At 48.1% G+C, this 25,609-nt stretch carries 22 protein-coding genes; 1 reads left to right on the top strand and 21 read right to left on the bottom strand.

The features are described 5' to 3' along the window. Positions 1 to 9: 9 nt before the first annotated feature. The 5 genes from GCU44_RS00425 to GCU44_RS00405 all read right to left on the bottom strand — a co-directional run bounded on the left by GCU44_RS00425 (position 10) and on the right by GCU44_RS00405 (position 6,081). Positions 10 to 201 carry a hypothetical protein gene (locus tag GCU44_RS00425; RefSeq protein WP_092172248.1) on the bottom strand — a complete coding sequence of 64 codons (192 nt, stop codon included), beginning with the start codon at positions 199 to 201 and terminating at the stop codon, positions 10 to 12. Continuing rightward, positions 198 to 1,586 carry a purine-cytosine permease family protein gene (locus GCU44_RS00420; protein WP_092172245.1) on the bottom strand — a complete coding sequence of 463 codons (1,389 nt, stop codon included), beginning with the start codon at positions 1,584 to 1,586 and terminating at the stop codon, positions 198 to 200. Before GCU44_RS00420 ends, GCU44_RS00425 begins: the two co-directional genes overlap by 4 nt. A gap of 166 nt (positions 1,587 to 1,752) precedes the next feature. Continuing rightward, complete coding sequence (locus GCU44_RS00415; RefSeq protein ID WP_154852304.1) at positions 1,753 to 2,802, bottom strand: GntR family transcriptional regulator; 1,050 nt, start codon at positions 2,800 to 2,802, stop codon at positions 1,753 to 1,755. Between the two features lie 140 nt (positions 2,803 to 2,942). Next, complete coding sequence (locus GCU44_RS00410; protein WP_154852301.1) at positions 2,943 to 5,753, bottom strand: glycosyl hydrolase; 2,811 nt, start codon at positions 5,751 to 5,753, stop codon at positions 2,943 to 2,945. Between the two features lie 13 nt (positions 5,754 to 5,766). After that, on the bottom strand, positions 5,767 to 6,081 hold the full coding sequence (locus tag GCU44_RS00405) for an L-rhamnose mutarotase (RefSeq protein WP_092172236.1): 315 nt from the start codon (positions 6,079 to 6,081) through the stop codon (positions 5,767 to 5,769). 155 nt (positions 6,082 to 6,236) lie between these two features. On the opposite strand from GCU44_RS00405, the gene GCU44_RS00400 reads away from it, so the two are divergent. Then, a complete protein-coding gene (locus GCU44_RS00400; RefSeq protein WP_154852298.1) occupies positions 6,237 to 6,734 on the top strand; it encodes an FKBP-type peptidyl-prolyl cis-trans isomerase in 498 nt (165 codons plus the stop codon). A gap of 7 nt (positions 6,735 to 6,741) precedes the next feature. On the opposite strand, the gene GCU44_RS00395 is transcribed toward GCU44_RS00400, so the two are convergent. The 16 genes from GCU44_RS00395 to GCU44_RS00320 all read right to left on the bottom strand — a co-directional run bounded on the left by GCU44_RS00395 (position 6,742) and on the right by GCU44_RS00320 (position 25,608). Further along, on the bottom strand, positions 6,742 to 7,710 hold the full coding sequence (locus GCU44_RS00395) for an ABC transporter ATP-binding protein (protein WP_154852295.1): 969 nt from the start codon (positions 7,708 to 7,710) through the stop codon (positions 6,742 to 6,744). Further along, positions 7,710 to 8,057: an MmcQ/YjbR family DNA-binding protein gene (locus tag GCU44_RS00390; RefSeq protein ID WP_154852292.1), complete on the bottom strand. Its 348-nt coding sequence runs from the start codon at positions 8,055 to 8,057 to the stop codon at positions 7,710 to 7,712. The genes GCU44_RS00395 and GCU44_RS00390 overlap by 1 nt, the downstream gene beginning before the upstream one ends. A 2-nt stretch (positions 8,058 to 8,059) precedes the next feature. Then, positions 8,060 to 8,248 carry a DUF6728 family protein gene (locus GCU44_RS00385; protein ID WP_092172224.1) on the bottom strand — a complete coding sequence of 63 codons (189 nt, stop codon included), beginning with the start codon at positions 8,246 to 8,248 and terminating at the stop codon, positions 8,060 to 8,062. Between the two features lie 20 nt (positions 8,249 to 8,268). After that, positions 8,269 to 10,263 (bottom strand): (E)-4-hydroxy-3-methylbut-2-enyl-diphosphate synthase, encoded by a 1,995-nt coding sequence (gene ispG, locus GCU44_RS00380; protein ID WP_154852289.1) that lies wholly within the window; start codon positions 10,261 to 10,263, stop codon positions 8,269 to 8,271. Positions 10,264 to 10,265: 2 nt separating this feature from the next. Further along, positions 10,266 to 10,970 (bottom strand): SDR family oxidoreductase, encoded by a 705-nt coding sequence (locus tag GCU44_RS00375; RefSeq protein WP_154852286.1) that lies wholly within the window; start codon positions 10,968 to 10,970, stop codon positions 10,266 to 10,268. A 76-nt stretch (positions 10,971 to 11,046) separates the two neighbouring features. Further along, positions 11,047 to 14,523 carry a hypothetical protein gene (locus GCU44_RS00370; RefSeq protein WP_154852283.1) on the bottom strand — a complete coding sequence of 1,159 codons (3,477 nt, stop codon included), beginning with the start codon at positions 14,521 to 14,523 and terminating at the stop codon, positions 11,047 to 11,049. A gap of 56 nt (positions 14,524 to 14,579) precedes the next feature. Further along, on the bottom strand, positions 14,580 to 18,290 hold the full coding sequence (locus GCU44_RS00365) for a sensor histidine kinase (RefSeq protein WP_154852280.1): 3,711 nt from the start codon (positions 18,288 to 18,290) through the stop codon (positions 14,580 to 14,582). 121 nt (positions 18,291 to 18,411) lie between these two features. Beyond that, complete coding sequence (locus GCU44_RS00360) at positions 18,412 to 18,666, bottom strand: hypothetical protein (protein WP_154852277.1); 255 nt, start codon at positions 18,664 to 18,666, stop codon at positions 18,412 to 18,414. Positions 18,667 to 18,722: 56 nt separating this feature from the next. Next, the gene (locus tag GCU44_RS00355) at positions 18,723 to 19,274 is read right to left on the bottom strand and encodes a DUF420 domain-containing protein (protein ID WP_092172207.1); all 552 of its coding nucleotides are present in this window, start codon (positions 19,272 to 19,274) and stop codon (positions 18,723 to 18,725) included. Continuing rightward, the gene (locus tag GCU44_RS00350) at positions 19,264 to 19,935 is read right to left on the bottom strand and encodes an SCO family protein (RefSeq protein ID WP_154852274.1); all 672 of its coding nucleotides are present in this window, start codon (positions 19,933 to 19,935) and stop codon (positions 19,264 to 19,266) included. Before GCU44_RS00350 ends, GCU44_RS00355 begins: the two co-directional genes overlap by 11 nt. 73 nt (positions 19,936 to 20,008) lie before the next feature. Continuing rightward, entirely contained in the window at positions 20,009 to 20,335 is a 327-nt protein-coding gene (locus GCU44_RS00345) for a cytochrome C oxidase subunit IV family protein (protein ID WP_092172201.1), read from the bottom strand. Between the two features lie 23 nt (positions 20,336 to 20,358). Continuing rightward, the gene (locus tag GCU44_RS00340) at positions 20,359 to 21,129 is read right to left on the bottom strand and encodes a cytochrome c oxidase subunit 3 (RefSeq protein WP_174238218.1); all 771 of its coding nucleotides are present in this window, start codon (positions 21,127 to 21,129) and stop codon (positions 20,359 to 20,361) included. A gap of 22 nt (positions 21,130 to 21,151) precedes the next feature. After that, positions 21,152 to 21,733, bottom strand: a complete 582-nt coding sequence (locus GCU44_RS00335; protein WP_154852270.1) for a cytochrome c oxidase subunit 3 — start codon at positions 21,731 to 21,733, stop codon at positions 21,152 to 21,154. 5 nt (positions 21,734 to 21,738) lie between these two features. Then, the gene (cyoE, locus tag GCU44_RS00330) at positions 21,739 to 22,641 is read right to left on the bottom strand and encodes a heme o synthase (protein WP_092172193.1); all 903 of its coding nucleotides are present in this window, start codon (positions 22,639 to 22,641) and stop codon (positions 21,739 to 21,741) included. Continuing rightward, positions 22,638 to 23,738, bottom strand: coding sequence for a COX15/CtaA family protein (locus tag GCU44_RS00325; protein ID WP_154852267.1), 1,101 nt, complete (start codon positions 23,736 to 23,738; stop codon positions 22,638 to 22,640). The genes cyoE and GCU44_RS00325 overlap by 4 nt, the downstream gene beginning before the upstream one ends. Continuing rightward, positions 23,719 to 25,608 carry a cytochrome c oxidase subunit I gene (locus GCU44_RS00320; RefSeq protein ID WP_154852264.1) on the bottom strand — a complete coding sequence of 630 codons (1,890 nt, stop codon included), beginning with the start codon at positions 25,606 to 25,608 and terminating at the stop codon, positions 23,719 to 23,721. The genes GCU44_RS00325 and GCU44_RS00320 overlap by 20 nt, the downstream gene beginning before the upstream one ends. Position 25,609 lies beyond the last annotated feature (1 nt).

Below are 25,609 nucleotides of genomic sequence, written 5' to 3'. Positions count from 1 at the left end.
CACGTTCATTTACCCTTCTTCAGAGGCAGCGTCCTTTTCATTCATCCACAGGGGCGCTGTCACAAACCAAAGTACGGTACCCAAAAACATCAATTGTTTGCAGGTATCCGTGTCCATTTCTGCGGAAAAGACCAATATGGCTGGAATGATCGTTAATCCCAGGCCGATAAAAGAAAGGAGTTTTAGGATAATTTTTTTCATTTTTTCTGATTGATTTTACTGGCTACGACATACACCAAAACGGCTACGAACCACCCGGGCAAGCCGAGAAAGAATATTTCCACCCCTGCGACCAAATTGAGCAGCAAACAAAAAACCAAGGTAACCAACCAGGTGACGGCTACGGAACCATTGAGGCTGCTACCACTCACAGCGGCATAATTGGATTGGAGCCCCATCTTCTCCAAGAGGTACACATCCATAAAGATGACGGCGCCCACGGGCATCAGGATCAGCCCGTATAGCGCAACGAATTCCAGGAGCATCATAACCAGGGCGGGGAAACACGCCGCAATTGTCGTAAACAAGCCTACAAATAAGGTTACCTTCCAGGTTTTCCATTGGGGATTGATGGATTGGATGGCCAGGCCTGCCCGATACAGCGTAGGGTTTGCGGTGGTCCATCCGGCAACGACCACACAAATGGCTCCCGCCACCCCTACCGCGCTGTAAGCGATGGGGCCCGGGGCAAACGTGAGGCTTCCCTCGGACTCAATTAAAAACAGGGAATACAAAATACCCGAGGCTATCCAGGCAATAAAATGCCCCAGAAACACTCCTGTGGCAGAAGAAAACCCATACTCCCATTTTTTGGCGTAGCGCAACAAGGAGAGGTCCGCCATGCCTATGTGCATGGCCATGTTGCAAAACCAGGCAAAAAACAAAATGTGCCAGAATCCAAATTTACTCTGCCCTTCCAGAGGCACTCCGGTCCAAATGGTGCTTTCGGCAACAGACCAAAACGACCCCAAATCCGTCACTCCGAGCCGTGGCAAGACGGCCAACGCTGCAGCAATGAATACCATGATCATCCAGGGAGCCGCGACCATAGCAAATTTCGACACCTGTTCGAAACCAAACATGGCGATGATGGTCGTGATGGTACCGACGGCAAACACGGTAACTACCCATCCCAGGTTGTTGGGGTAAATATCCGTGAGTTGCGGCATCGCCATATCAAACGGAATGCCCACCGCCGTGGCGGCTACAGCGATCATGGACCCAGCCAAAAAGCAGAACAACCCGGCATTTACCAGGTTGTAAATCAGCGTAAACCGCTTACCCGCAATTTGCTCCAGTAAATAATACAGCGTAACCCGGGTCTTTACGGCTATTTTTGCCGTCAAAAAAGCCCAACTCAACACCGCCAGTATGTTTCCAAAAATCAAGCCGGTAACCAAATCGATGGCACTCGCACCATGGGCCACAAATAGCGGTCCAATGACGAATTCCGTTCCGGCGGTGTGTTCACCGGCATAGGTTCCCAAAAAACTCCTCCAGCCCTTTAGCTTATTGGTAGGAATGGGCTGTTGCTCGTATTCATTGACCGAGTTTAAGCGGGCTACCAGACTAGTATTTTTTTTCATAGTGAGTCGATTCCTCAGGTAGTTGGGAGCGAAAAGCTCGTTGATATTTTTGATTACAGTTTGAATTTCTTGAAAAAAGCAACAAACCCATGCTTTGGCCCCCGCAGTGCGCAGCGGCGACTAGACGAGCCGGTCACTTGAGGTAGGGAATCCCTCCAGAGTCATCCTAGACCGAGCCCCGATTGATAAACTTAAACACGTTTTTTACGGATTCCTTCTTGTTCTTTTTTATCATGTAGGCAGCGGTTTCACCCATAAGCTTGAAATCCGTGGAAACGACGGTAATACCCAAAAGTTCTTTTAAGGGAGTGTCATTATAGGAAATGATCCCAATCTCTTTACCCAATTCGTAATTTTGTTCCCGGACCTGTTTTACCAAATTCACCAGGTCATTTTCTTCGATTACGATGTACGCATCCTTGGCCCGCAATTCCATGTCTGAATAGACGGTTTCCAGAATTTCAAAATCAAAATCAAAATCCTGACAGAACTTTTTAAATCCTTTGAGTATTTCCTTTGGATAGGGATACACCGTATCGCGGGGATAGACAAGCATGAGCTTTTCGTAATGCTGCAACTGAAAAATGCCCTCGCACAGTGCGTTGTAAATGTCATTTTTAAAATCCTGGTAAATCGCTGCCACCTTTTCTCCCAATTGGGGCACCTGATTGTCCATGATTACTACTTTATCCGCAGGTAGTTTTTTCAGACAGTTCATCACCTCAGCATCCAGGTTGTAATGCGCGTGCTTCTCGTCTTTAAAATGGGGCATGAGCACGTAATAATCATAGGCCCCGAGGTTTTCATTCAGGATATTGATCAACAGTTTGGGATCGCAATGGTAAATGGTTAGATCTACTTGCGCATCTGCACCCATGCTATCAATGAAGGAATTGTACGTCTTAAGCTTATAATTACTGAGTTTGTTCAATAAAAACAGCACACGTACCTTCGACGTAGAAATATTCTTGGCGACGTAGTATCCCTTCCCCTTGACCGAGAGAATGATCTTTTTTTCCTTTAGCTGATTGTAGGCCTTCTCTACGGTGTCCCGTGAGAGGTAATGCTCTTCGCTGATTTCATTGATGGAAGGGATTTTATCTCCTACCAGCAACTGGCAACTTTCGATGTCCTCAATTATCGAATTGACAATTTGCTGGTATTTGGGAATTCGCGAATTTTCATCCAGGCGGATGAGGGTCTTTACTTCAATCATGGGATTCAGGTTATTTTAAGCAGCTACAATCCATCGCACTTTTCCATCCAAGTGCTCTCTAAATTTAATTAAATATTCCACAAAACGTGCAATTCGTTTCAATTAATTGAATTTGGGATTGCCTTCAACCAATAATTTTATTAATGGTGGATCTCGAGGGTAACCGGCCCTACAAGCCCGGAAGGCATTACTTCCCAGGAAGAAGCGTCAAACGGCTGGTAATCGATGTTTACAAAATTGATTTCGTGGTAATTTCGCCAGGTCACCCCTTGCTGATCCAGGTAGCGAATGCGGTTGGCCATCAGGTTCGCCACCTCTACGGTAATTTCATTGATCCCGTCTTTCAGGTAATCTCCTACATCCAGTCGAAAGGGTATACCGAAAGCAAAGCCAACTTCCTGCCCGTTGATCCAAACACGGGCACTTTCCCGTACCTTGCCAAGAGAGAGCTCGTAACGGGCCCCTTGCTCCAGGTTTAGGTCCAGGCTGGTTTCGTACCGGGCCTGCCCGGAAAAATGCAGGCTAAGCGTATCCGCCGACTCGGTCCAGGGCCCAATTTTTTGCAATTGCCGGGATTTGGGTAACGCAGGTCCTCCTTGGTGAAACGTTAGCTTCCAGGGGCTTTCCAGCGTACGTATTTCCGGATCTGAAACCCGGTAATGCCAGTTCGGAATGCCTTGACCCTCGTTGCGCAACACATGCACGATCAGCGATTCGCCCGGTTCCAGGTGTACCCGAACAGACAGTTTTCCATTTTCCCGCCTGGTTTCCGCCAACCCCACTTTCCCTTGCTCCGGAGCCATCAACACAGCGGCTTCTCCCTCCTGGTTTAGCGGAATAGGGGTAGCGATGGTCTCTGCGGTATGGTTGACCAAATAGTAATACCGTTCACCGGCCAAATTCCTACGGATAAACCGAATCCCCTGATCCACAAGGGTTTCCCGTTCCAATCCGGCCAGCTTCATGCCCTGAAGCAAGTCTTCCGACAGAATAACCTTGCCTTTCCCAAAAGTCGCCACCTGGGTAGATGCACTCGTTTCGAAGGAAAGGGTCTTCCAGATGCGCTCTAATGCTTCCCTTCTTTCTGCGTAGTCCTTAAAGCCCGGTACATCCGCAGGCTGCTCCTGAAAAACGACCGTGGCCCCTGACTCGGCCAGCGATAGGAGTCGCTCCAGGGTGGCAAGGGGCAGGTAGCGAAGCCCAGGCACCACCAGTACCTGCGCGGTATACGCGCCATCCGCTGCGGACAGCTGTCCCTCCGTAACCTGCAACTCCTCAATCAGGGCATCCGAGACGAAATCCAAACTGTATCCCTTTTCCATTAGCAGCTTGGAACCTTTATAAAATGGCGTCGGATGCAGCCACTCATCGATGCCGTGCACGGTCAGCATTTTGGATACCCCCTCCGGGTCGGCCCAAACGTCGTACACCGGCCAGTACATAAGCAGTTCGTTATCCGGGGTTCCGGATTGCAGCACCGACTGAACACGCTGTATGTACTCATTAAAGCCTCTAAAATGGGGCCATAGGCTGTTATGTGTATTCAGATTTAAAGAAGCATAAAATAACCATCCCGGAAAATCCACCTCTTCGGGAGAGTAGGTTACTCCATGGTAAAACATGTGGTTGATTCCCGCCAGAAAGGCCTGTTCCAGTTCGGGTTTTGCCTGGGAGAAAGCGGATTTAAAATGCTCTCCCAGCCAGATAAAGGTTTCGGTGGACACCAGGTTTTTACCCCTCAGGTGGGCTGCCGAAGAGGCAAATTTCAGCATGATGGGGTCGGGATCCACGTTTCGGATATCGGCACTATCCCTTCGGATACCAGGAATGGGGAAATAGCTGGAACCAAAGGTTTCGCCTTCGGGAATGTCTACCCGCGCATAAAGATCCAGCAGGTTTCCCGGCGAGCCATGTGCTTGATTCTTGGTCATTTTTCCCCGCTGATTGGCCCAGTCGGTCCATTGCCCGGTAAAGTTTTCTAACAGCATGTCATGGATGGTCTCCCGGTAATCGGACTTGACTCGGCTGCTGCGCTCGGCCGGTTCTTCTGCCAGCAACTCGGGCAGGTAATCCCGTAAGTCATACCCGCGCTTTTCCAGAAAATACCGAAAAAAATCCTGTGTAAAATCCGCCCCGTACACTTCAAAGCTATCGTTATAGAATGCCCGGATTCCGGGAAAATTCTCTCCAAAGGCCGAATCAAAATGGGAAAGGTAATTGCCGACAGATTCGTAGGAATAATGATCCAGCGTAAAACCCTGACCGCCCGGTGCCGCACGTTTCACCCGTTGCCCCGTCTGTACCCGAAATACAGCGATCAATTTCCAGGTTCCAGTAGCGCTCCAGGACAGTTTCCCGGAATCGTCAATTTGATCGGTAAGGTTTACCGGAGATTCGTTTTCTTTATAGGCCATTACCGTATGCAGGACATAGTCAAAGCGAGCGGCTCGGGTATCTTCCAGCAAAATGGGTCGATCCAATCCTTCCGCTTCGGAATAGGTATGCTGTTGCATCACCATGCGCTGGGCGGCCATTTCCGGCTCCACCATGGGACCGCCAAAAGGCCATCCCGTGCCTTGTGTAAGATCGATACCCAGTTCCAGACTGTCTGCGGTAGCCACCGTATGGTGCAACATTTCCATCCATTCCGGGGAAAGGTAGGGCAAAAAACGGTCTTCAAATCCTTTGGCCCCGTAAATGGGTGCAATCTCCAATCCGCCTAGCCCTGCTTCCTCATAGGCTTTCAGCAAGCGACTCAAATTTTCCTTGTCTACAGCACTCCCCATCCACCACCAGCGTGTCCAGGGCTTGGAGGTGCGGGTTTTTTCGGGCCAGTCGCCAGCGCTTACCGCAGTGCGAACCGCACGGTCCTCCTGTTTGCAAGCAAGCGTGCCCAGCAAAAGTGCAGATAGGAGAAGTAAGGATTGCAATAAATCGTATCGGTTTGTCATAGGCGGGCAGGCGTTACAAGGAAAAAACATGGCGTAGCGGCAGTATTTTGGGAGATTGGTCTGCATGGGTCTCCATGAGGTCTGCCATGTAGGCCCACCATTTTTTCATGATTGGTTTCTCCGGAAGGTGGTCCGTTCCGGCACTGTCCTCGTTCAGGTTTTGAAAGGCGAAAAGCGTCCCGCTGGATTCATCCAAGAAGATGTGGTATTCGGCAATGCCGGCCTCCCGAAGAAGTGCGGCTAATTCCGGCCAGATTTCCCGGTGCCGCTTTTCGTATTCCGCTTCGTTTCCGGGTATCAACTTCATCGTGAACGCTACCTGTTTCATACAGAAATTTTTTAGGGCTACATGGACTAAAATAGATGAATGGGTGAAAATAAGGAAAACTTTTGGAAAAACTTTCCTGTGCTTTCCGGTTGATCCTGAATGCCAATTTTAATTCTGCAGGTTATCCACTACCTTTGTGAGACTAAACAAAACCTATGAAAATCAACGAAAACACCGTCGTAGGGCTTACCTACGAACTAAAAGTGACCAATGAAACTTCTGAGGAACTGCCCTTTAGTGTGGAAGTACGGGACGAGGCGGATCCCTTTTACTTTCTCTATGGCAACAGCGGACTGCCGGAGGCCTTTGAAAAAAAACTAAAGGAAAAAGCCAAAGGCGATCGCTTTCAATTTGTGCTGGAAGTAGCCGAAGCGTACGGAGAAGCCGATGACGAACTCATTGTCTCCGTACCCAAGGCGCAGTTTAACACGGAGCGGGGATTTCAGGAAGAAATGCTGCAGGAAGGCAACTTCCTTCCCCTGGTAGACGAAGACGGCTATCCCATGCAGGCAAAAATCGTTAAGGATCTTGGCGAGGAATTGCTCTTGGACTTCAACCACCCACTCACGGGCATGAACCTGCATTTTGAAGGCGAGGTTTTTGAAGTCCGGGAAGCGACGGAAAAAGAAAAAGAAGAGGGGTTTATGGCCTGAGGCGTGCTCAGGCGGGCAAATGCAGGACACGCGACTCATCCCAGGTCAACTGAATGGTTTGCCCCTGGGAAAAACCACGCTGAGGATCGGCTACCTGCCAGGGTTGCGCGGCTCCCGCTACTGCCACGGTGAGCAGATCGTGTTCCGGAAAATACCGATTGATTAGCACCGTGCCGGTTGCCTTACCCTTCCCTTCCGGTACCGTAACGTCCGCGGGCCGGAGATAATATCCTTCCCTACCGGGTACGGCATTTAGTGGACCAAAAAAGCCCGCTACGTAGGCCGACTGGGGATGCTGATGAATTTCCCGAATCGTTCCCTGCCTCACCAGCTTGCCTCCCGGGGATACCACGCAAAGGCGATCTGTAAGCAGCAAGGCGTCCTGAATATCGTGGGTTACCATCAGTAACGTGAGCTCCAACTCACGGAAAATCAGGTTGAGCTCGTCCAGCAAATCCCGTTTCTGCAAACTATCCAGCGAATTAAACGGCTCATCGAGCAAGAGCACTTCCGGTTCCAGACTTAGCGCCCGGGCGATGGCCACCTTTTGTTGCTCTCCGCCCGATAATTGCCGGGGGTAGGCGTCCCGTTTGTGCAGAAGCCCAAAAAGCGCAAGCAAACTTTCCAACCGTTCAGCCGCATACGTTTTGTCGTACTGCAGAAGTGGACGACGGATATTTTCAGCCACGGTGGAATGGGGATAGAGCCCATTGTCCTGCCGGACCAGCTGAATGGCATCGTATCCGGCCACGAGTTTTTCGTTGGAATTTTTGATTTTTTCTCCGTCCAGCAGCACCTCTCCGGCATCCTGGGCTTCCAGTCCTGCGATGAGCCGAAGCAAGGTGCTTTTGCCGCTACCACTGGACCCAATGACCGCCCAACGTTCTCCCTTTTGGATTTCCAGGGATAAATCGTGCAGGGCAACAATATCTCCGGGGTAGGTTTTATCCAATCCCCTGATGCTCAAAAATACCATTAACAAAATTGTTCTTTAATTTTCTTGGGAAGACCCGCAAAGACCAGGTCATAGGAGTGGTCCACCAATTCCAGAATCAACGGGTCGCTAACAGAACCGTCGAAAGACACGGTGTTCCAATGCTTTTTATTCATGTGGTAGCCCGCCTGAATCCCCGGGTATTGCTCACGCAGTAGCAGGGCTCTTTCCGGATCACATTTTAGGTTCACGCTTTCAAAGCGCTCGATATCGATGATTGCAAAAATTTTACCTCCTACTTGAAAACAAAGCGTGTCTTCGCCAAAAGGCGTGGACTCCGTTGCTCCGTTTTTTTTCAAGCAATAGTCTCTGAAAAAATCGATCTTCATTGCTACACGATGCGTTTGATGATCCAGAAGATAAGTGCAGCGAGGAACACAAGTATGGATATCTTATTGATGCCGTGCATCATACGCAGGTTGAAATTACTCTTTTTTGTGGGGTCCGGCTTTTGGAAAACCCGGATAAAATAATTCCCAACTTCTCCTACCTGAAAGAACTCCTTTAATTTATTGGACATGGTTCGTGTTGATTTAGTCGTTAATGATGGTGTTCACTGGCCTCGGGCTCGATCCACTGCCCGTCCTGCCGGATGATTTCGATCAATTCATCCACGGCCCTTTCGGAGGGTACGGCGCGTTTGACCACTTCTTTCCCCTTGTACAAGGTGATCTTACCTTTACCCGAACCCACGTAGCCGTAATCGGCGTCCGCCATCTCACCGGGACCATTGACAATGCAGCCCATGATTCCGATTTTTACCCCCTTCAGGTGATCGGTCCGCTTTCGGATCATGGCGGTGGTTTCCTGTAGGTCAAACAAGGTGCGACCACAAGACGGACAGGAAATGTATTCGGTTTTTGACATGCGCGTCCGGGCTGCCTGAAGCACACCGAAACTGACCGAATTGTGCAATTTAACCTGGTCCAACAACTCCTGCCGCTGATCCAGTTTCAGCCGATCCAGGCCGATCAGGATGCCGTCTCCGAGGCCATCAATCAATAAGCCCCCCACATCGGTGGCAGCATAGAGCGTGGTCTTTTCGGTATCCTTCTCTGCATACGTGACCTTGGATACAACCGGAAGCTCAATTCCCGCTTGAATCAACGTCACAAATGCCCGTCTCAATGCCTGCATCTGGTGATCCTTATCCGTAGCCAGCACAATCACCAGTGGATGGCTATTGGTGAGCAGCGGTACCGCATCCTCCACTTGCTCGCAAGCAAGAAAAAGGAAATTCACCTCCGGATGCAGCTCCCTTTTTTCGCTCAAGACTTCCGGCGAAATCGCCGGGTAGCTATTTTTCTTATCTGAATGGCCAATCCACACCTCGTAATCCACAATCTCCTTCACCCCATTGGGAAGCATAAAGGGGACGGGCTTACTTCCCGAATACAGGTAGTCGCATCCTTGATCGTTCATTTTCCATTTGTCCAGTTCGGGCAAATAAAAGTGGCCCGTGCCTTTCAGCTCTTTTGGCTCCAATTGTTCAAGTCGGGAAATGTCGGTTAGCACACGGGGCACGTTTCCTCCGCCAAAATTACCTACTTCCACCGTTTTTCTTTTGGTGTAGCTGAAGGGATCCAGTGGGTAGGAATCCAGCGGAAGGATGCCCGATTTTTCCGGACGGTGCAGGTAGCGATCGATGAGTGTTTTGACCACAGGGGATTCAAACTCCGGATCTTCGGTCAGGGACACACGCACCGTATCTCCCAGTCCGTCTTCCAACAGGGCCCCGATGCCTACGGCAGACTTCACCCTACCGTCTTCTCCGTCACCGGCCTCGGTAACACCCAAATGCAAGGGATACGGCTTAAACCCACCTTCGTCCAATTTTTGAACCAGGAGACGGTAGGCCTGAACCATTACCTGGGTATTGGACGATTTCATGGAAATCACAATATCGTGGAAGCGTTCGTCTTCGCATATACGTAAAAATTCAAGGGCGGACTCCACCATTCCAAGCGGTGTGTCCCCATACCGGCTCATGATCCGGTCCGAAAGGGAACCGTGATTGGTTCCAATCCGCATGGCGGTACCGTTTGCTTTACAGATTTTTACCAGGGGCAAAAACCGTTCGCGGATGCGTTCCAACTCCGCCTGATAGGACGCATCGGTATATTCCAGAACTTCAAATTTCTTTTTATCGGCGTAGTTCCCGGGATTTACCCGTACTTTTTCCACGATCTGGGCTGCCACTTCGGCTGCATTCGGCGTGAAGTGAATGTCTGCAACCAACGGCGTGCGGTATCCCCGTTCCCGCAATCCTTCCTTGATCTTGCGTAGATTCTCCGCTTCTTTGATACTGGGTGCTGTGATTCGGACGAGTTCGCAGCCACTCTCAATCATTCGGATCGCTTGATCAATGGACCCTTGGGTATCCATGGTATCCACGGTGGTCATTGATTGTACCACGATGGGATTATCCCCTCCGATGATCAAATCACCTACCTTTACGGGAATGGTCTCCCTTCGGGAATAATCGGTAAGGCTATTGCAATAGCGGATCTTTTCTTCGATGGTTTTCAGTTCCATAGTTATATATCACCTAATTGTGGCCGGATTACTATCTCTTCAACAACAGAACGGGGTGAAAGGTTATACGCAGCCCATACTGATTCTGCTACATCGGTGGCTTTCATAAAGCGGTCTTCGGGTAAATCCACCCCTTCCCAACTCGCCGTGTAAGTCGCGCCGGGCAATACGGAGGTTACCCGTATGCCATGCGGCATTAATTCCTGACGAAGGCATTTGGTAAATCCCAGCATGGCCCACTTGGAAACGGCGTAGCTACCGCCATTGGCATACGCAGTGAGCCCGGCAATGCTTCCAATGGAAAAAATATGTCCGCTTTTACGATCGATGAATGCGTCGGTAAATGCGCGGGTGAGGTAGTAGGCACTGAAAAGGTTGGTATGCATCGTTTTTTCAAAATTACCTTCTGGCTCCTCGTGCAGGCTTCCGGGAATAAAAATACCGGTATTATTTATCAAAACATCGGGGATGGTGTTTTTTTTTACAAAGGCCGCAAACGCCTTGACCTCCTGTTTTTGTGACAAGTCGGCCTGCATCACCTGTACCTGGACCTCCGGGTACAGGTCCGCCATTTCCTGCTGAAGCGAATTCAATTCGCTTCCGTTTCTACTGCAGCTGAAAACATCAAACCCCTCTCGGGCAAATCGGTGAATGATCGCCTTCCCAATCCCTTTGGTACCACCTGTGACCAGAATACTCTTTGCCATTCGTTTGTATTTTAACTATTCGTACAACAACCAAATAATCCGCACAAAGTTACATTTTTTCCCGGGCTATGCCTAATCAGAACAAGGCAGAAACCTGCATGCGACCTGTATGTACCAACCGATCCAGGCCTTGGGAATTTCTGCCCTCATAAATCAGGTTTAACTGGAGGCCTTCGCCAATTTTTTGGAGCCAGTTTACCGTCCAGGAGGTATTGTTTCCGGGAGTAAGGGCTTGCAGCATTTCGTACCCTACCGGACTGTTTACCTTTCCGTTATACTCAATATAGGTGTAGGCAACCTGTGCATTTAGCGTCGTTTGGGTGGCTTTCGCCAGGCGTAGATTAAGCGCCGCTTCCTGAAGCTGTGCCCGCTCCTCAAATTCCAGATTGGCCAGATTCTGTTTTCCTGTCATCCGGTATTTTAATGAGGCACGGAAAGCTGGCGATGGCTGCAAATTGAATTCCGGTCCAAAGGTGTGCTCCCGGATGGTAAAATCGCGGTTTTCCAGAAAATCGGAGGCCGAATTTCTCCATCCCCTGTTCCAGTAAAACAGCATGTTCCACTGAGTGTTTAACGAGTACCGGGCATTTACCCGCCAATCATCCCGGGAAAAATCTTCAAACCCGCCGGTGAGCAGCTGTTTTTGGTGGGTATTAAAAAAGGAGACATCCAGCCCGTAGACCGACGAGGCACGGTTAAAAAACAAGGACGAGCGAAAAGATTGCCGAATGGAAAGCAGGGAAGTATCGTTGGCGTTGGCTAGCAAGGGACTGATGCGCTGAAAGAAATCAGAAGAGGTGATTTTTTTTTCCACATTCCAATTGGTCTGATTGGAAAACCGGGAAAGCCATTTCTTTAACCCCGATGCTTCTTTCCAATCCGTAGGAAATTTTGCCTGCAACCGATAGTTGAAAAGCGTGGTGTAAGCTTGCACGTATTCATCGGTAGGTACGAATACTTTGATGTAATTCTTTTCCTCCGGGTTGATTGCCAGGTAAAACTCGTTTAATTGCTGCACGCCGTCTTCGTTATCGTCCCGCCAGGTGTGGGTGCCCTCTCCGGTGGGCACCGGCAGAAAGACGAACTCCCGCCGCAATTCCCGTCCGTTGCCCAGGGCATAGGTCAACTCATTGGTCAGGTTGTTTTCAAAAACAGAGCTGCGGTAGTCCATTTTACCCATGACCGTGATTTCCTCCAGCTCCTCCTGGCGCAGAAACAGCAGCTCCCGGTAGGTAAACGAGGCCTTGACCGAATGGGGGCCAAAGGTTCCCCGCAACCCGTAGCTGCTTACAAAGGCCCGGGTATCCGGCACCAATGTGCCATTTGCTACAGCCTGGTCCTCGCGAATACTGGCAGTGGCAAAGGCCTGATAGGCCAGGCTATCGTTGGTTTGCAGGGATACCTGATGTTCCTTAAAGTTCATCGCCGTTCGGATCACTTGTTCATTTTGCGGGTTTGCAACCACATTTCGGTCTACACTGAACCGGTACGCCGGCACCAGGTACCGGGAAAGGTATTTTAGTTCTCCTTGATACCGCAACCAGTCGGAGCGAAACGACTGAACCTGACTGGCCAGGTGAAAAAGTTCGTTGGATAGCAACCAACGTTTTCCGAAACGCTGATTAACCAGTGCGTTTTGTTGTACCCCCGAAAGCTGCCCGGAGCGTTCCCTCAGGTCCAGGGTATAACTCAGCTGATTTTGTGGGTCCTTGGTCAGGGCAACTTTCGCCTGAAAGAGCTTTTCAGAGGCATTGGGAAGCGTTTCACCGGCGGGGAGTCCCCAATCCCTGTCGAATTCAATGTACCGGAGCCGGTCAATAAACGAAAAATTAGTGGAGTTGTATTCCACGGTCGTGTGCGCATCAAATCGGTAGCCCTCCAAGGAAGGTACGGTGCGGCCCTCCGACACGATCCCGGCTTTCAGGGCAACCCCCGTATTATCTTCGTTGTCCAGGGGCGAATAGCGATTTTCATCCCGGTTTGAAAGAGCAATTTCCGAAAACACCTTTTCGTGCGCGCCAATACGGATCGAGGTACCCCCGGTAATCATTTGCCGCTTAGTGGGAGCGGGCAGCGGGGTACGAATGGAATAATTGCCTTGGGGCACACCATCGATAGGAGGAACGAATGCATACACCACACCACTGGCCAGTTGTTGTTGCCTTCGGTAATGCCCCCTTCCCTGTCCGGTTTCGGTAAAACTGACCGCATAAAAAGCCTCCTCCGGATCGGTACTGTAGGCATAATACGTCAACGTTTCTCCCACTTCCGTGATCTCGGTAACCTTTTTGTACAAAATCCGGTTTGAGTCAAACGCGATGCTATCAATGCGGGGAACAGCAGCTGCGTTGATATCGTCTCCCACAGCCGCCAATAAGTTCTTATCGGCATCCGAGAGTTCCATAAAAAGCGGGCGGTTGGGATCATCTTGTTCGCGGTAAAAATTAAAATAAACCGAGACGTTTTCGTTTTCCTGCTGGTGACTGGCGGTTAGAATGGATCTGGAGAAATTTCGCTCGGCGTATTCAAAATCCACGCGCACCCGGGAATACTGGGTGATCAGGACACTGGGAGTAAAGGTAATCTCCCCTTGGTTGTAGTCAATGGTATAGTCATTGTTAAACCCCCGCCGGAGTTGTTTGCCATCCAGAAACACTTTTTCGGAGTTGGCCATGATGATCACAAAGCGTTCTTCTCCGGGTCCCCGAATACGGTAGGGGCCGCTGACTCCCTCCAAGACCTCCAGTACCTGCGATGCAAATTTGCCTTTGGCAATGGCGGCACCGGCACGGGTAGATGCTTTCCAGTCGGCACCCATTTCGTATTCCCTGGTAAATTGCAGCCCCTGCACGTTTTTGTAGTAGCGCAAAAATTCAGATTTTCGCTGCTGTAGCACCACATCGCCCCCGGAGAGGTTGAATTGATCGTTGTAGAGGGCTATCAAAACATTGTCAAAATCCTGAATCTGTTGGGTATTTCCTTCTGGCTGAAACGGTACGTTCTGGTCGGTGATACTGGCCCGTATTTGTAGATTGTCCGCCAGTTCCCCATCCAGCTGCAGGTTCAACGCGGAGTTAACGAAGACGTTTTGGGAATTCCCAAACGAGATCCCCCGGGTCAGGTTACCGGATTGATTAAGTTTGTTGGAGGTAAATACCTCCTCCCGAAAATCCATGACGGGTTTCTTTTTCGGGGGCGTATCCCTGAAGAAGGCCAGGGAATCGTAATCCTCCGACAGGGAGCGTTTTTGATAGGTATGGTGAAAGGAAAAAGGCAAGCGCTCGTAGCAAAGCCGCACTGAGTCGGGTAAATCAGCCTCTGCTACGCCAAAAGAAATCTTGCCGGTACTCAAGGTGTAGGAATGGGGAATTTGGTCACCGGAAGGTCCAAAAACCCGGAGGGTAGACGGTCGTATGCTTAGGGAATCCAGCAACAATTCATTGGCATTACTGCCAATTTTTTTCCAACGGCAGATCGCCGGCATCGACTGAGCCAAAGCCGCCAGCCCCGAAAACGCTGTCAAAACGGTTAAAAAATACTTCACCAACCACATAACGCAGACAATTACCGGGCACTAAAGTAACAAATTCCCCGGTATAAATTGTGTAGCTACCCAATTAGGGGAAAACGCAGGTAAAAGACAGTACCTGAGTCCTTTGTCGTACGAAACCAAATTTTCCCGCCTGCTGTCTCCACGCCACGCTTCGCAATTGCCAGCCCCAGACCGGAGCCATCTGTTTTCGTGCTGAAGTTGGGCAAAAACACTTTGGCTTTTAATTCCTCGTCGATCCCTCGACCATTATCCCGGATAGCCAATTGTATCGTTCCTTCCTTTTCGTAGCTGAGCCGAATCACAATCAGCGGTCTTTTCCCCTCGGGAACTGCCTGTATGCCGTTGATAATCAGGTTTGAAATTACTCTTCCGTATAGTTTTTCATCCCCCATTATTCTGGCGGAACTGCCTTCTGGTGTGCAATCTTCGAATTCCAGCTGTACGTCCTCCCGGGTGCAAAAAAGCGAAACGCATTCGTTCACCACCGCACGGAAATCAAGTTCCTGGTTTTTGGGAAGCGGCATTTTGGCAAAGGTAGAAAAGGAGCTGGCAATGTCACTCAGGGTATCCACTTGGTGAATGATGGACAAAATGGGCCTTTCCAGCGCGTCGCCCTGTTCCAGTTTATTCTCTGCTTTCAACCGCAGCAGGTGCTGAAGGGTCAGCTTCATTGGCGTGAGTGGGTTCTTGATTTCATGGGCCACCTGCTTGGCCATTTCCCTCCAGGCAGACTCTTTCTCGTTGGAGGCCAACACCTTCTTACTGGCTTCCAGTTTAAATAGCATGTTGTTGTACTCATTGACCAACAAGCCTATTTCATCCCGGGACGGCCAGACCATGTATTCGTTGTTTTCCAGGTTGGTATCTTTTAGTTTTTGGGTAAGTAACTTAAAGGGGTGGGTGAGATGCCTCGAAACAAAGTAGGAAATGACCAAAAAGATCAGGAACATGACCACAAAAATCACCAGGATATTACTAAAAACCTCCGTTATCATCGCATTCAATTCCTCCTCTGCTTCAAAAAAAGGAATGGCGATGATGGCCTGCAACTGTTGGTTTTCACCATTTTTTAAGGCCAGGTATACGGTTTTAAATTGCATATTGCCTACACGCTCGGTCTGCAAAAGACGATTCTCAAGCAATTCAATAAACATAGCATAGGCCCGGGGATGCAGGTAATTTGTCAGGATTTTTTTATCGAAAATAGCGGGCTGGTTGGTTGCCAGGAGCAGCCCATCGGGTAGATACAAGTTGATATCCGCATCTGTGGCACTGGACAGTGCATACAATTCGCTATTGATGTCGTCCTTATTCATCCCGCTAAACTGATCCCCTCCCAGGTTACGGTTGAGATTGTCCCGAATGATACCGGCTTTCTGGAAGTACTGCCGGTGCAGGTCCTCCGTATACGAATGACTCAAAAATCCTACGGCGATGATGCTGATGATCAGCATGGGAAAGAAAAAAGCGAAATTCAGGTACAGCTGCAGTTTGGTGGCATAATTGAACCGTAATCTGTTCACCCCGGCCAGAACCAAATAGACACATATTGATAGTAGCGTGACGATCAGGTAACTGACAAAGAAAAAGGCGATGTCTCCCAATATGTAATTATCCGGGTATTGGGGGGAGGTTACGACAATTATTTTTTCACCGTATGGCACGCCAAAATGATGGTAGCCACCCTGGATAACTCCCCGTGTCATCAATGCCGGATCGCTTAAAATCTCTTCTATTTCTGGATTGCGGTAGCTGTATACACCCGAGCTGTATTCCAGATTTCCCGACTCAAAAATCGCAAAATCAAAATCTACCTGTATGTAATTCGATGCGTACTGATTGTCCATCAGCAGTTTTGGAAAGGCCTTGCCGGATTCCAACCGCTGCTGGTTCAATTCAATCACGATGGTTGCTAAAAAATTCCCCTCTTTTTGGAGTTTGATGAATGCAACCAACCGGTTTCCTGTGTTGGTTTCTGTAGTTTTCACGTGATACAGATTGTACACCTGCGTTGCGTAATCGCTATTCATGTACTTCCGCTTGTATTCGTCCAGGCTTTGCTCCTCTCTGCCCCCAACAAGCAGCTGACCCGATGAATTGTAAATAGAAATGTGTTGGCTGTACTGATCAAAATAGCCCGAGAGGTAGATTTTTCGTAATTTCCGCTCAATGGGATCCTTTGAAAGAAGCGGGTCGGACAACCGGTTTATGATAAACAAGTCTTCCTGAATGCGGTCAATGATTTCCTCCAACAAAAACTCACCCATAACATCCCTGTCCAACATGATTGTATTGGCAAATTTTTCCTTGGAGCGGATTTCGTCGTTTCGGTTGTGCTGGTAAGAAGCCGCACCCGTGATAATCGCCCCGACCAGGCACGCAAAAAAGAAGGTCAGAAACGTATTGAATTCAAGTTTAAAAAGCTTGTTGTACAACTTAAAACTAACGATACCGATTACCAATATCAAATGGGCCAGAAAAGCCAACAACAGGATAAAATCCGCAAAAAACAGCAACAGGATCACTGGAAACGAGATGGCCAGCACTACCTTTAGCGGATAGAAAACCTGATCCGTACGCTTGTAGAGCACCATGTTCAAGCCAATTATGGAAAACAGCAAGTAGGCCGCACCACCAAGGAAAACCACCAGCAGACTGATTCCTTTCAGGTAATTGAAGGTGGGAATAGACGCAATACTAAGATTCCACTGGGCATTTTCGACAATGTTTAGGTAAAGAAAGAAAAACAAAAACATCAAAACCGTGGACAACAGGAAAGCGGCTGCCAACTGAACCCCATACCCGTACTTTTTTCGGAATTGAATAAAATTTATCAACACCCGCTTTTTCCCGAGTATCGCAATGACCATGCTTAACACCACCAGGTAACATACGACATTAAGCAGCAAATCACCCAGGCTGGGGTTGATCCGGGAAGAGGCATACAAACCGGGATCAAAAATGCCGGTCTGAAAAAAATCTTTGGGAAAACTAAAGGCAAGCATCAATAGTCGGATGCAGGCCAATATCAGAAAGGTATACAAGGTAGCCATAGATCGCCTGCCTTTGTTCCACAGGGTGTAAACGAAATCACCTCCTAAAATCAGGACCAAGCCCAGCAGGGAAAAAAAGAAGACCAATAAGGTGTGATTAAATGACTGCCCAACCGGATCGTACCCGACCCTATAAAAAATGGAGTACAGGTACTCGCCTTCTACGGCAACATCCTGGTAGCCCGCTTTGGGTTGATTGGATAAAATGAAGCGATCATTCCCAAAAACCTCCTCATTGAAGCCACTTATCAGGTATTCATTATCAATGTCCACCTTACTCACGAGGGGATACACCTGAAGTAACCAGAAAGCGGAATCGTTTCGGTCCATCCTCCTGAGTTTTGCAAAATAAAGACCCCGCTCATTTTCCAATAATTGATACTTTCTCGAAAGTGAAAGGCTTTCAAACCGAGGTACCATTTCTACATCGGACCAATAATACAACTCGCCTCCTTCGGAAAAAAGGTAAAACGCATAGTGGCTGGAAAAAGTGAGGGAGTGAAAGGTTGGATTTTGGTTGGGACGGTTACGCATTAGAATTTCGATATAATCCTCATCGAAACCCGCAATTACTTCGGCCATTTTGCCTTCCAGTAATGAACGATGTACTTCCGGTGCCTGTCCCCGATCGTTCCCCATAAAAAAATTCACCGACAAAACGATCCCAAGCATGAGAATGGATGCGATAAGTATGAGTCTTCTTTTCTTTAGCATTGTCGTTCGGCCAGTCTATAAAGCTAGAAGCAACCAAGCAAAATCCGTTCTACTTTTGATAAAAAAAGTAAGCCTTGGATAAGAAAACAAAACACAGCGGTAACCGCCAAAAAAATAACGCCTATGAACGTAACGAAAAGCGCTTCTTCTGTTTCGCTTTTTTGTACCAAAAATAGCCGATAATGGACAATAGAAGGTAAGGAGCCAGAAACAGATACAGGATACCTACATTCAATCCAGCGCCCACGGTGGTGTCGCCATTACTTACATTGTTTTCAATGGTCGCTCGGCACATGGCGCACTGCGCAGCCACTTGCTGTAAACTTAGCATTGCGGTCACCAGTCCGGCAATAAGGTATTTCGCACGATTTCTCATCTGTATCCTAAACGGTTTTCATGTCAACAAAGTTCTCGCATGCGGAACAAAAAACCTCAATGCGTGTAGTAGGGGCTGATCATTAAGTAAACGATTACACCAGTGACCGTCACATAAAGCCAAATCGGAAACGCGTATTTCACCACCTTCCGGTGCCGGGCATACTGCCCGGTATAGCCATAATAGTAAGCCCAAAGGATGGGAAACAAGGCTACAGCGGCCAAAATGATGTGCGTAATCAAAAGAAAATAATACAGGCCTCTAATCCAGCCCTCACCGCCAAAACTGGTACTTTCTGCCGAAGCGTGGTACAACACGTAACTGACCAAAAACAATGCGCCTAATGCAAAGGCAATGGTCATGGAAGCCTTGTGCCAGGCGACCTTACCCTGCTTGATAAAGACGACTCCGAGCACCAGCGCCAAAGTAGCCGCGGAATTGATAACCGCATTCAAATGGGGCAAAAAATAAACCCATTCCTGTCCCGTATCAATTTTTGAAGGCATAAAAAGCAATACGGCCACCACAATGGGCACCAATACGGATATTAGGGTAATCCAACGCAACATGGATTTATCCTGGTTCTCTAATTCGATTTTATTTTCCATTGTATAATAAAATTTTTGTTTCTACTATCAATTCATCCACACTTTCTCTTTCGGTACCGCTGTAATACCCCCTAATTCTACCCAACTCATCCACCAATACGAATTTATCACTATGGATAAAATCCTCCGGTACCGAGTCCCCATCGATGGTAGGTAGCACAAATCCGCACCTGGCCAGCTCGTAAATGGAACCCTTGTCTCCCGTAAGGAAAAACCATTTGTCACGTTCTGCCCGATGCCTGTCGGCATATTCGGATAGTACTTCAGGCGTGTCGTAGGTAGGATCAATACTGATGGAAAACAACTGCACCCGATCGTCGTTTCGGAAAGCATCCTGCACCCGCTCCATCTCCGAGGACATCACCGGACAAATGCTGGGGCAGCTAGTAAAGAAAAAATCGACTACCGTAATCTTTCCCCCCATATCTTCCCTTCCGATACTCCTGTCGAATTGATCTACCAGGGAAAAATCCGGTATGAAATGCTGTCCGGTATTTCCCCCGTAATCGCACTGCTGGTAAGGATCTTCCACCCCTTGCTCGTACAAGATGGGAATGGAATATTCGTTAGACGTAAACCCCCGTAAAAATAGAATAATCAATACAGGGATCATCAACACACAGATCAACACCAGGATTTGAAGAAAGCGTAACATTTTCATACTATCTCATAACAAAAAAAATGGTTGAAGATTCCACTCCAACCATTCATTGATATACATTTTTACCGCCTACTTACCAACGCATCAAAAAGATATCCGAACCTTCCTTGAAAAGGGCGATGATCAACCAGATCAAAAAGATAAGCGGAACAATAATCGAATAAAACAGCGGTTTTGCTTCTTCCCCGAGGTGCATGAACTCCATCATGATGTATTTGGCTTTCACAATCGTCAACACGATGAAAATGATGTACAGCAACATTCCCCGCTCCATGGTAAAAGCAAGTAGAAATTCCACGGCAGTCACCACAAGAAGGATCAATGCCGTCATCCATATTTTCTTAATCTTTGCCGAGTCTCTTGGAATGACTTCCAACCCGTTTTTACTTTCTTGTGCCATAATTCAACTATGCGGTTAATGTTCTAAATCAAATAGAAAAAGGTAAATACAAACACCCAGACCAAGTCCACAAAGTGCCAGTACAAGCCAATTTTTTCAATCATTTCGTAATGTCCTCGTTCTTCGTAGACGCCAACTGCTGCCTGGTAAAATGCGAGAAACAGTAGAAATACACCAATCGTTACGTGGAACCCATGAAATCCGGTAATAAAGAAAAACAACTGTGCGAAAGGTGCCGGTCCGTATTCGTTAACCAACAGGTTAGCTCCATAAACCGTCTCGCTAACCACGTTGTTGAATGAATTGACATAGGTAAGCATTGCTCCCTCATCCGTGCCATGAATAAAGTGCGTCCACTCCCAGGCCTGACAGCTAAGGAAAGTTATCCCTCCAAGCAAGGTCCACAGCATCCACTTTACCACGTCTTTCTTATCGTTCCGGTGCCCGGCCTCTACCGCCAAAACCATCGTAACCGAGCTCAAAATCAAAATGAACGTCATTAAGCCCACAAACACCAATGGAAAATGCCCCCCATGTACGAATGGGATCGCATCGAAAATCATCTCGGGTATGGGCCAGTATTCGTTGGAACTTACAAAATCGGCGACTTCTCCCCCATAGGCGGGATAACTGACCCGGATTGCCCCATAGGTAATCAGAAAGGCAGTGAAAGTAAAAATATCAGATAGCAGAAAAAACCACATCATGAGCTTGCCGTAGCTTGCTTTCAGCGGCTCGTTTCCACCACCCCATACGCCTCTTTTGGATTGGATTTCAATAGCAGTCGAAGACATAATTATTAAGTTAACTTAAATTTTAATGATTTAGAAGCAAAAACATAAACAGATACAACCACAAGCCTCCCAGAAAGTGCCAGTACGTCACACACATCTCCAACTGGGGCATGTTTTGGGAATGGATTTTGTTTCCTAGAGACGAAATTAATACAATAATTAGAAAAATCACACCACTAACCAGATGTAATCCATGCAAACCCGTAAAAACATACATAAACGAACCTGCTGGATTACCTACAAAATACACATCCTGCTCCACCAGCGCGATCCAGCTATACCATTGACCGACCAGAAATGCAAGCCCTAGTAAAGTCGTGGCAATCAATCCAAGTTTAAGTGAATTAAACTCATCCTTTTTCGCCGATAGATACGACCAGTGAATGCTCAAGCTACTCAGCACAATGATCCCCGAATTGTACCAAAACACATCCGGCAGATCAAACTCCAGCCAATTACCCTCCGACTGCCGAACAATGTACGCACTAGTCATTCCCGCAAAGACCATCACCACACTTACGATAAACAACCACAAAGCAAACTTCTTCGGGTGCATGGATAGGGGCTGCTCGGCACCTTCTACAAACGCTAATTTCTCTTCCATTCCTACTAAATTTTATCCAATAAATAAGCGATTTGTACAATCGGTAGGTACAAAAAGGAACCGAACATGATCTTTAATGCAGATTTTCTGGAACAATCCCGCATTAGTGAGAAGGTTTGCGCCAAAAATAACACCCCGCAAATAGTAGCCACAATTCCGGAATTCAACCCGGTAAACCCAAAATAGGTCGGCAATAAACCTAAAGGCAGCAGAAACAAGGTGTAAATCATGATCTGTATTGCGGTGTTCAAATCCTTTTGGCCACCGGATGGCAACAATTTAAATCCTGCTTTCTTATAATCCTCGTCACTCACCCAGGCGATAGCCCAGAAGTGCGGAAATTGCCAAATAAACTGAATACCAAAAATAATCAATGCTTCGTAGGAGATTCCCCCTGTAGCCGCTGTCCACCCCAACAAAGGCGGCATCGCCCCGGGCACCGCGCCTACCAACACCGCTATGGGCCCTACGCGTTTTAAGGGTGTGTAAACAAATACGTACAACACCATGCTTAATACGCCCAACCCAGTCGTCAGCCAATTGGTAAAATACGCCAGCAAAAGAACACCGGCTACCGCAGCGATACTAGTAAACCAATACGCTTCCCTGACGGAAATTAACTGCAACGGAAGGGGCCTATTTTGCGTCCGCTTCATGAGTTTGTCGTATTCCCGCTCCATGATTTCATTGGCCGCACCCGAAGCTCCACTAACCAAAAAGCCACCTGCAATCAACCCAAAAAACGTTGTCCAGGAAAACACCTGACCGGAATGGCCGAGAATAAACCCAAACACCGCAGAGAACGTCACCAGCGCTGAAAGCCGCACCTTGAGCAAGTCCATGTATGCCCGATACCGCACTTTCCAGGCATCAAAAACCAATTTATCCGATATATCTAGCGTACTCATACCAAAACATTCTTTTTAGGTTGGTGGGCCACAACACCCATTTCCAGCCATAGGTAATATTGAAATCCAATTATCAACGACCCCAGCAGTAAATGCAGGGGTTGAACAAACGCCGGGATACCTAAATAAGCCATCACAACGCCTGAAAGCACCACGGTAAGCATCAATCCTACCAGCCACTTAAATCGGTTTATCAGCCCGCTCTCCCAGCCTCCGGATCGAATGATGCGAAACAACAAATAGGCGTGCATGCCAATCAATACCAACGAAAACGAGCGATGAATGTAAAAACTGCTACCCAATCGAGAAATCCACAATGAGCGATCTTGGTAACCCAACTCCACTGCTATCAGGTCAATTTGCTCGCGCACCTGCGTTCCCAAAACTACCTGCACAAACATCAAAAGAATCCCTACGCCAAGCCAAAACCGGACCCGACTCCGCTCGTCCGGACCCACATCTTGCCTATCCAACACCTCACCAAAATGAACCAATCTTCCAGAACGGAAGTAAATGTACAACAATAGGCAAACTAAAACCAATGCCACAATCATGTGTACGCTTATCATCCACTGCAGCAAGTTGGTCGACACGACAATGGAACCTAGCCAACCCTGAAAGACAACCAGAACCAACGCCAGGAAAGACAAAAGCGTTGCAGTTAAATCAATTTTTCTAAGCCGTATGGATTGCAGGAAAGTCGAGACGATCAGGAAGCCGATAACGACACCGATTAGTCGGTTAATGTATTCGATCCAGGTTTTCGTCGCATTGAATGGCTCGGACTGCAAGATCGAATCGTCTTCTTCAATCTGCTGCGCAAGGGACGAAAAGCCCAATCCGCCAAGCAACGCAACAAATCGCTCATTTTTAGCCACCCGCTGGGCCACATAGACCGACGCATAATCGTCCGGAAGCTGTTCCTCTGAAGTCGGAGGTATCCAGCTACCAAAACAGGTTGGCCAATCGGGACATCCCATACCGGCTCCGGTACTACGAACAATCCCGCCTACCAAAATAAGAAAGAAAACAGCAACCGTCGTAACCAAACTGATCCGACGGAAGCTACTTATTCGTTTACGATCCTTTTGATTCATCGGCTACCAACACGTCACCTTCCTCCGCCATAATCTCTTTTTCTAATTGCACCAGCTTATTTTCATGAGGCAGGTTTGATTCAGGAGTAGCGGAAAGAGGCACCGTTTGAGGGATAAAATCTTCCTTAGCTCCCGGCTTGCTGTAATCATACGGCCATCGGTACACAGCAGGAATCTCACCCGGCCAGTTTCCATGCCCTGGGCTGATCGGCGTCGTCCATTCCAGTGTGTTTGACTGCCAGGGGTTAGCGCTCGCCTTTCTTCCTTTATACATGCTATAGAAGAAATTGAAGACAAAAATCATTTGTGCACCAAATGTCACAATCGCCGCTACCGATACGAACATATTCAGATCGGTATACATATCTGAGAACGAGTAATTTGTCCAGCTATAGTACCTTCTAGGAAAACCCGCGATACCAATATAGTGCATGGGGAAAAATACCATGTACACACCAACGAAGGTCAGCCAAAAATGAACATGCCCTAATTTTTCATCCATCATGCGGCCAAACATCTTGGGGAACCAATGGTAGATACCAGCCATCATCCCAAAGAAAGAGGCAGAACCCATCACCAGGTGGAAGTGCGCTACCACAAAGTAGGTATCGTGTAACTGAATATCAATCGCAGAGTTTCCCAGGAATATTCCCGTAAGACCACCCGAAATGAAAAACGAAACCAAACCAATGGAAAACAACATCCCGGGTGTGAAGCGCAGGTTTCCTCGCCAAAGAGTGGTCAGGTAATTAAACACTTTCACAGCTGAGGGAACCGCAATAATCAGGGTCAGAAACATAAAGATGGAACCCAGGAATGGATTTAAGCCTGACACAAACATGTGGTGTGCCCACACCACGAAAGACAAAATCGTAATGCCCAACATGGAAATGATCATCGCCTTGTAACCAAATATTGGCTTCCTGGAATTCGTAGCAATGATCTCGGAAGTGATTCCAAGAGCGGGCAAAAGGACAATATATACTTCCGGGTGGCCCAGGAACCAGAACAGGTGCTGATACAACACAGCACTACCTCCCGTATTTGGCAAGGCCTCTCCTCCGATATAAATATCGGACAGGTAGAAACTTGTCCCGAAACTCCTATCAAACACTAACAGTAATGCTGCCGAAAAAAGAACTGGGAAGGACAATAATCCAATCACAGCCGTAAGGAAAAACGCCCAAATCGTAAGCGGCAACCGAGAAAACGACATGCCCTTGGTTCGGAGATTAATTACTGTTGTGATGTAATTGATACCTCCCAACAACGAAGAGGCAATAAAGAAAGTCATTGCAATCAACCACAATGTCATCCCCAATCCGGACCCCGGGATGGCTTGCTCAAGCGCCGACAAGGGAGGATACACTACCCACCCTCCAGCGGCGGGCCCTTTTTCCAGAAAAAGTGACGCAAACATGATGACTCCGGAGATAAAAAAGAACCAATAAGAGAGCATGTTCATGAATCCGGAAGCCATGTCCCGGGCGCCAATTTGAAGCGGGATGAGAAAATTTGAGAACGTTCCGCTCAATCCGGCGGTCAACACAAAGAACACCATGATCGTGCCGTGCATCGTTACCAATGCAAGGTAGAAGTTCGGATCCAACTTCCCGCTAGAATCAATCCATCCGCCCAGAAGTGGACGCAAAAAGGAAAGATCCATCTCGGGGAAACCTAGCTGTAACCTAAATAGCACCGACAAAAACCCGCCAATAAATGCCCAAAACATTCCTGAAATCAGGTACTGCTTGGCGATCATTTTATGGTCTGTGGAAAATATATACTTCGTAATGAAGTTTTCTCTGTGCTCATGGTCGTGATGGTCGTGATGCGACACATCATGCGCTGAAACGTTTGCTACTGCCATG

Origin of the sequence: Cyclobacterium xiamenense, from assembly GCF_009467825.1 — a bacterium.
Taxonomy (GTDB): domain Bacteria; phylum Bacteroidota; class Bacteroidia; order Cytophagales; family Cyclobacteriaceae; genus Cyclobacterium; species Cyclobacterium xiamenense.
Note: the sequence above shows the minus strand (reverse complement) of the source record. Positions and strands in the feature narration are given on the sequence as shown.

What these genes read in the sequence shown, in the direction of transcription:
- cyoE (WP_092172193.1), bottom strand. Translation starts at nt 22,641, where the DNA reads ATGAGTACGCTAGATATATCGGATAAATTGGTTTTTGATGCCTGGAAA.
- GCU44_RS00345 (WP_092172201.1), bottom strand. Translation starts at nt 20,335, where the DNA reads ATGGCACAAGAAAGTAAAAACGGGTTGGAAGTCATTCCAAGAGACTCG.
- GCU44_RS00350 (WP_154852274.1), bottom strand. Translation starts at nt 19,935, where the DNA reads ATGAAAATGTTACGCTTTCTTCAAATCCTGGTGTTGATCTGTGTGTTG.
- GCU44_RS00365 (WP_154852280.1), bottom strand. Translation starts at nt 18,290, where the DNA reads ATGCTAAAGAAAAGAAGACTCATACTTATCGCATCCATTCTCATGCTT.
- GCU44_RS00370 (WP_154852283.1), bottom strand. Translation starts at nt 14,523, where the DNA reads ATGTGGTTGGTGAAGTATTTTTTAACCGTTTTGACAGCGTTTTCGGGG.
- GCU44_RS00420 (WP_092172245.1), bottom strand. Translation starts at nt 1,586, where the DNA reads ATGAAAAAAAATACTAGTCTGGTAGCCCGCTTAAACTCGGTCAATGAA.
- ispG (WP_154852289.1), bottom strand. Translation starts at nt 10,263, where the DNA reads ATGGAACTGAAAACCATCGAAGAAAAGATCCGCTATTGCAATAGCCTT.
- GCU44_RS00405 (WP_092172236.1), bottom strand. Translation starts at nt 6,081, where the DNA reads ATGAAACAGGTAGCGTTCACGATGAAGTTGATACCCGGAAACGAAGCG.
- GCU44_RS00355 (WP_092172207.1), bottom strand. Translation starts at nt 19,274, where the DNA reads ATGGAAAATAAAATCGAATTAGAGAACCAGGATAAATCCATGTTGCGT.
- GCU44_RS00325 (WP_154852267.1), bottom strand. Translation starts at nt 23,738, where the DNA reads ATGAATCAAAAGGATCGTAAACGAATAAGTAGCTTCCGTCGGATCAGT.
- GCU44_RS00410 (WP_154852301.1), bottom strand. Translation starts at nt 5,753, where the DNA reads ATGACAAACCGATACGATTTATTGCAATCCTTACTTCTCCTATCTGCA.
- GCU44_RS00415 (WP_154852304.1), bottom strand. Translation starts at nt 2,802, where the DNA reads ATGATTGAAGTAAAGACCCTCATCCGCCTGGATGAAAATTCGCGAATT.
- GCU44_RS00425 (WP_092172248.1), bottom strand. Translation starts at nt 201, where the DNA reads ATGAAAAAAATTATCCTAAAACTCCTTTCTTTTATCGGCCTGGGATTA.
- GCU44_RS00335 (WP_154852270.1), bottom strand. Translation starts at nt 21,733, where the DNA reads ATGGAAGAGAAATTAGCGTTTGTAGAAGGTGCCGAGCAGCCCCTATCC.
- GCU44_RS00340 (WP_174238218.1), bottom strand. Translation starts at nt 21,129, where the DNA reads ATGTCTTCGACTGCTATTGAAATCCAATCCAAAAGAGGCGTATGGGGT.
- GCU44_RS00375 (WP_154852286.1), bottom strand. Translation starts at nt 10,970, where the DNA reads ATGGCAAAGAGTATTCTGGTCACAGGTGGTACCAAAGGGATTGGGAAG.
- GCU44_RS00360 (WP_154852277.1), bottom strand. Translation starts at nt 18,666, where the DNA reads ATGAGAAATCGTGCGAAATACCTTATTGCCGGACTGGTGACCGCAATG.
- GCU44_RS00385 (WP_092172224.1), bottom strand. Translation starts at nt 8,248, where the DNA reads ATGTCCAATAAATTAAAGGAGTTCTTTCAGGTAGGAGAAGTTGGGAAT.
- GCU44_RS00390 (WP_154852292.1), bottom strand. Translation starts at nt 8,057, where the DNA reads ATGAAGATCGATTTTTTCAGAGACTATTGCTTGAAAAAAAACGGAGCA.
- GCU44_RS00320 (WP_154852264.1), bottom strand. Translation starts at nt 25,608, where the DNA reads ATGGCAGTAGCAAACGTTTCAGCGCATGATGTGTCGCATCACGACCAT.
- GCU44_RS00395 (WP_154852295.1), bottom strand. Translation starts at nt 7,710, where the DNA reads ATGGTATTTTTGAGCATCAGGGGATTGGATAAAACCTACCCCGGAGAT.
- GCU44_RS00400 (WP_154852298.1), top strand. Translation starts at nt 6,237, where the DNA reads ATGAAAATCAACGAAAACACCGTCGTAGGGCTTACCTACGAACTAAAA.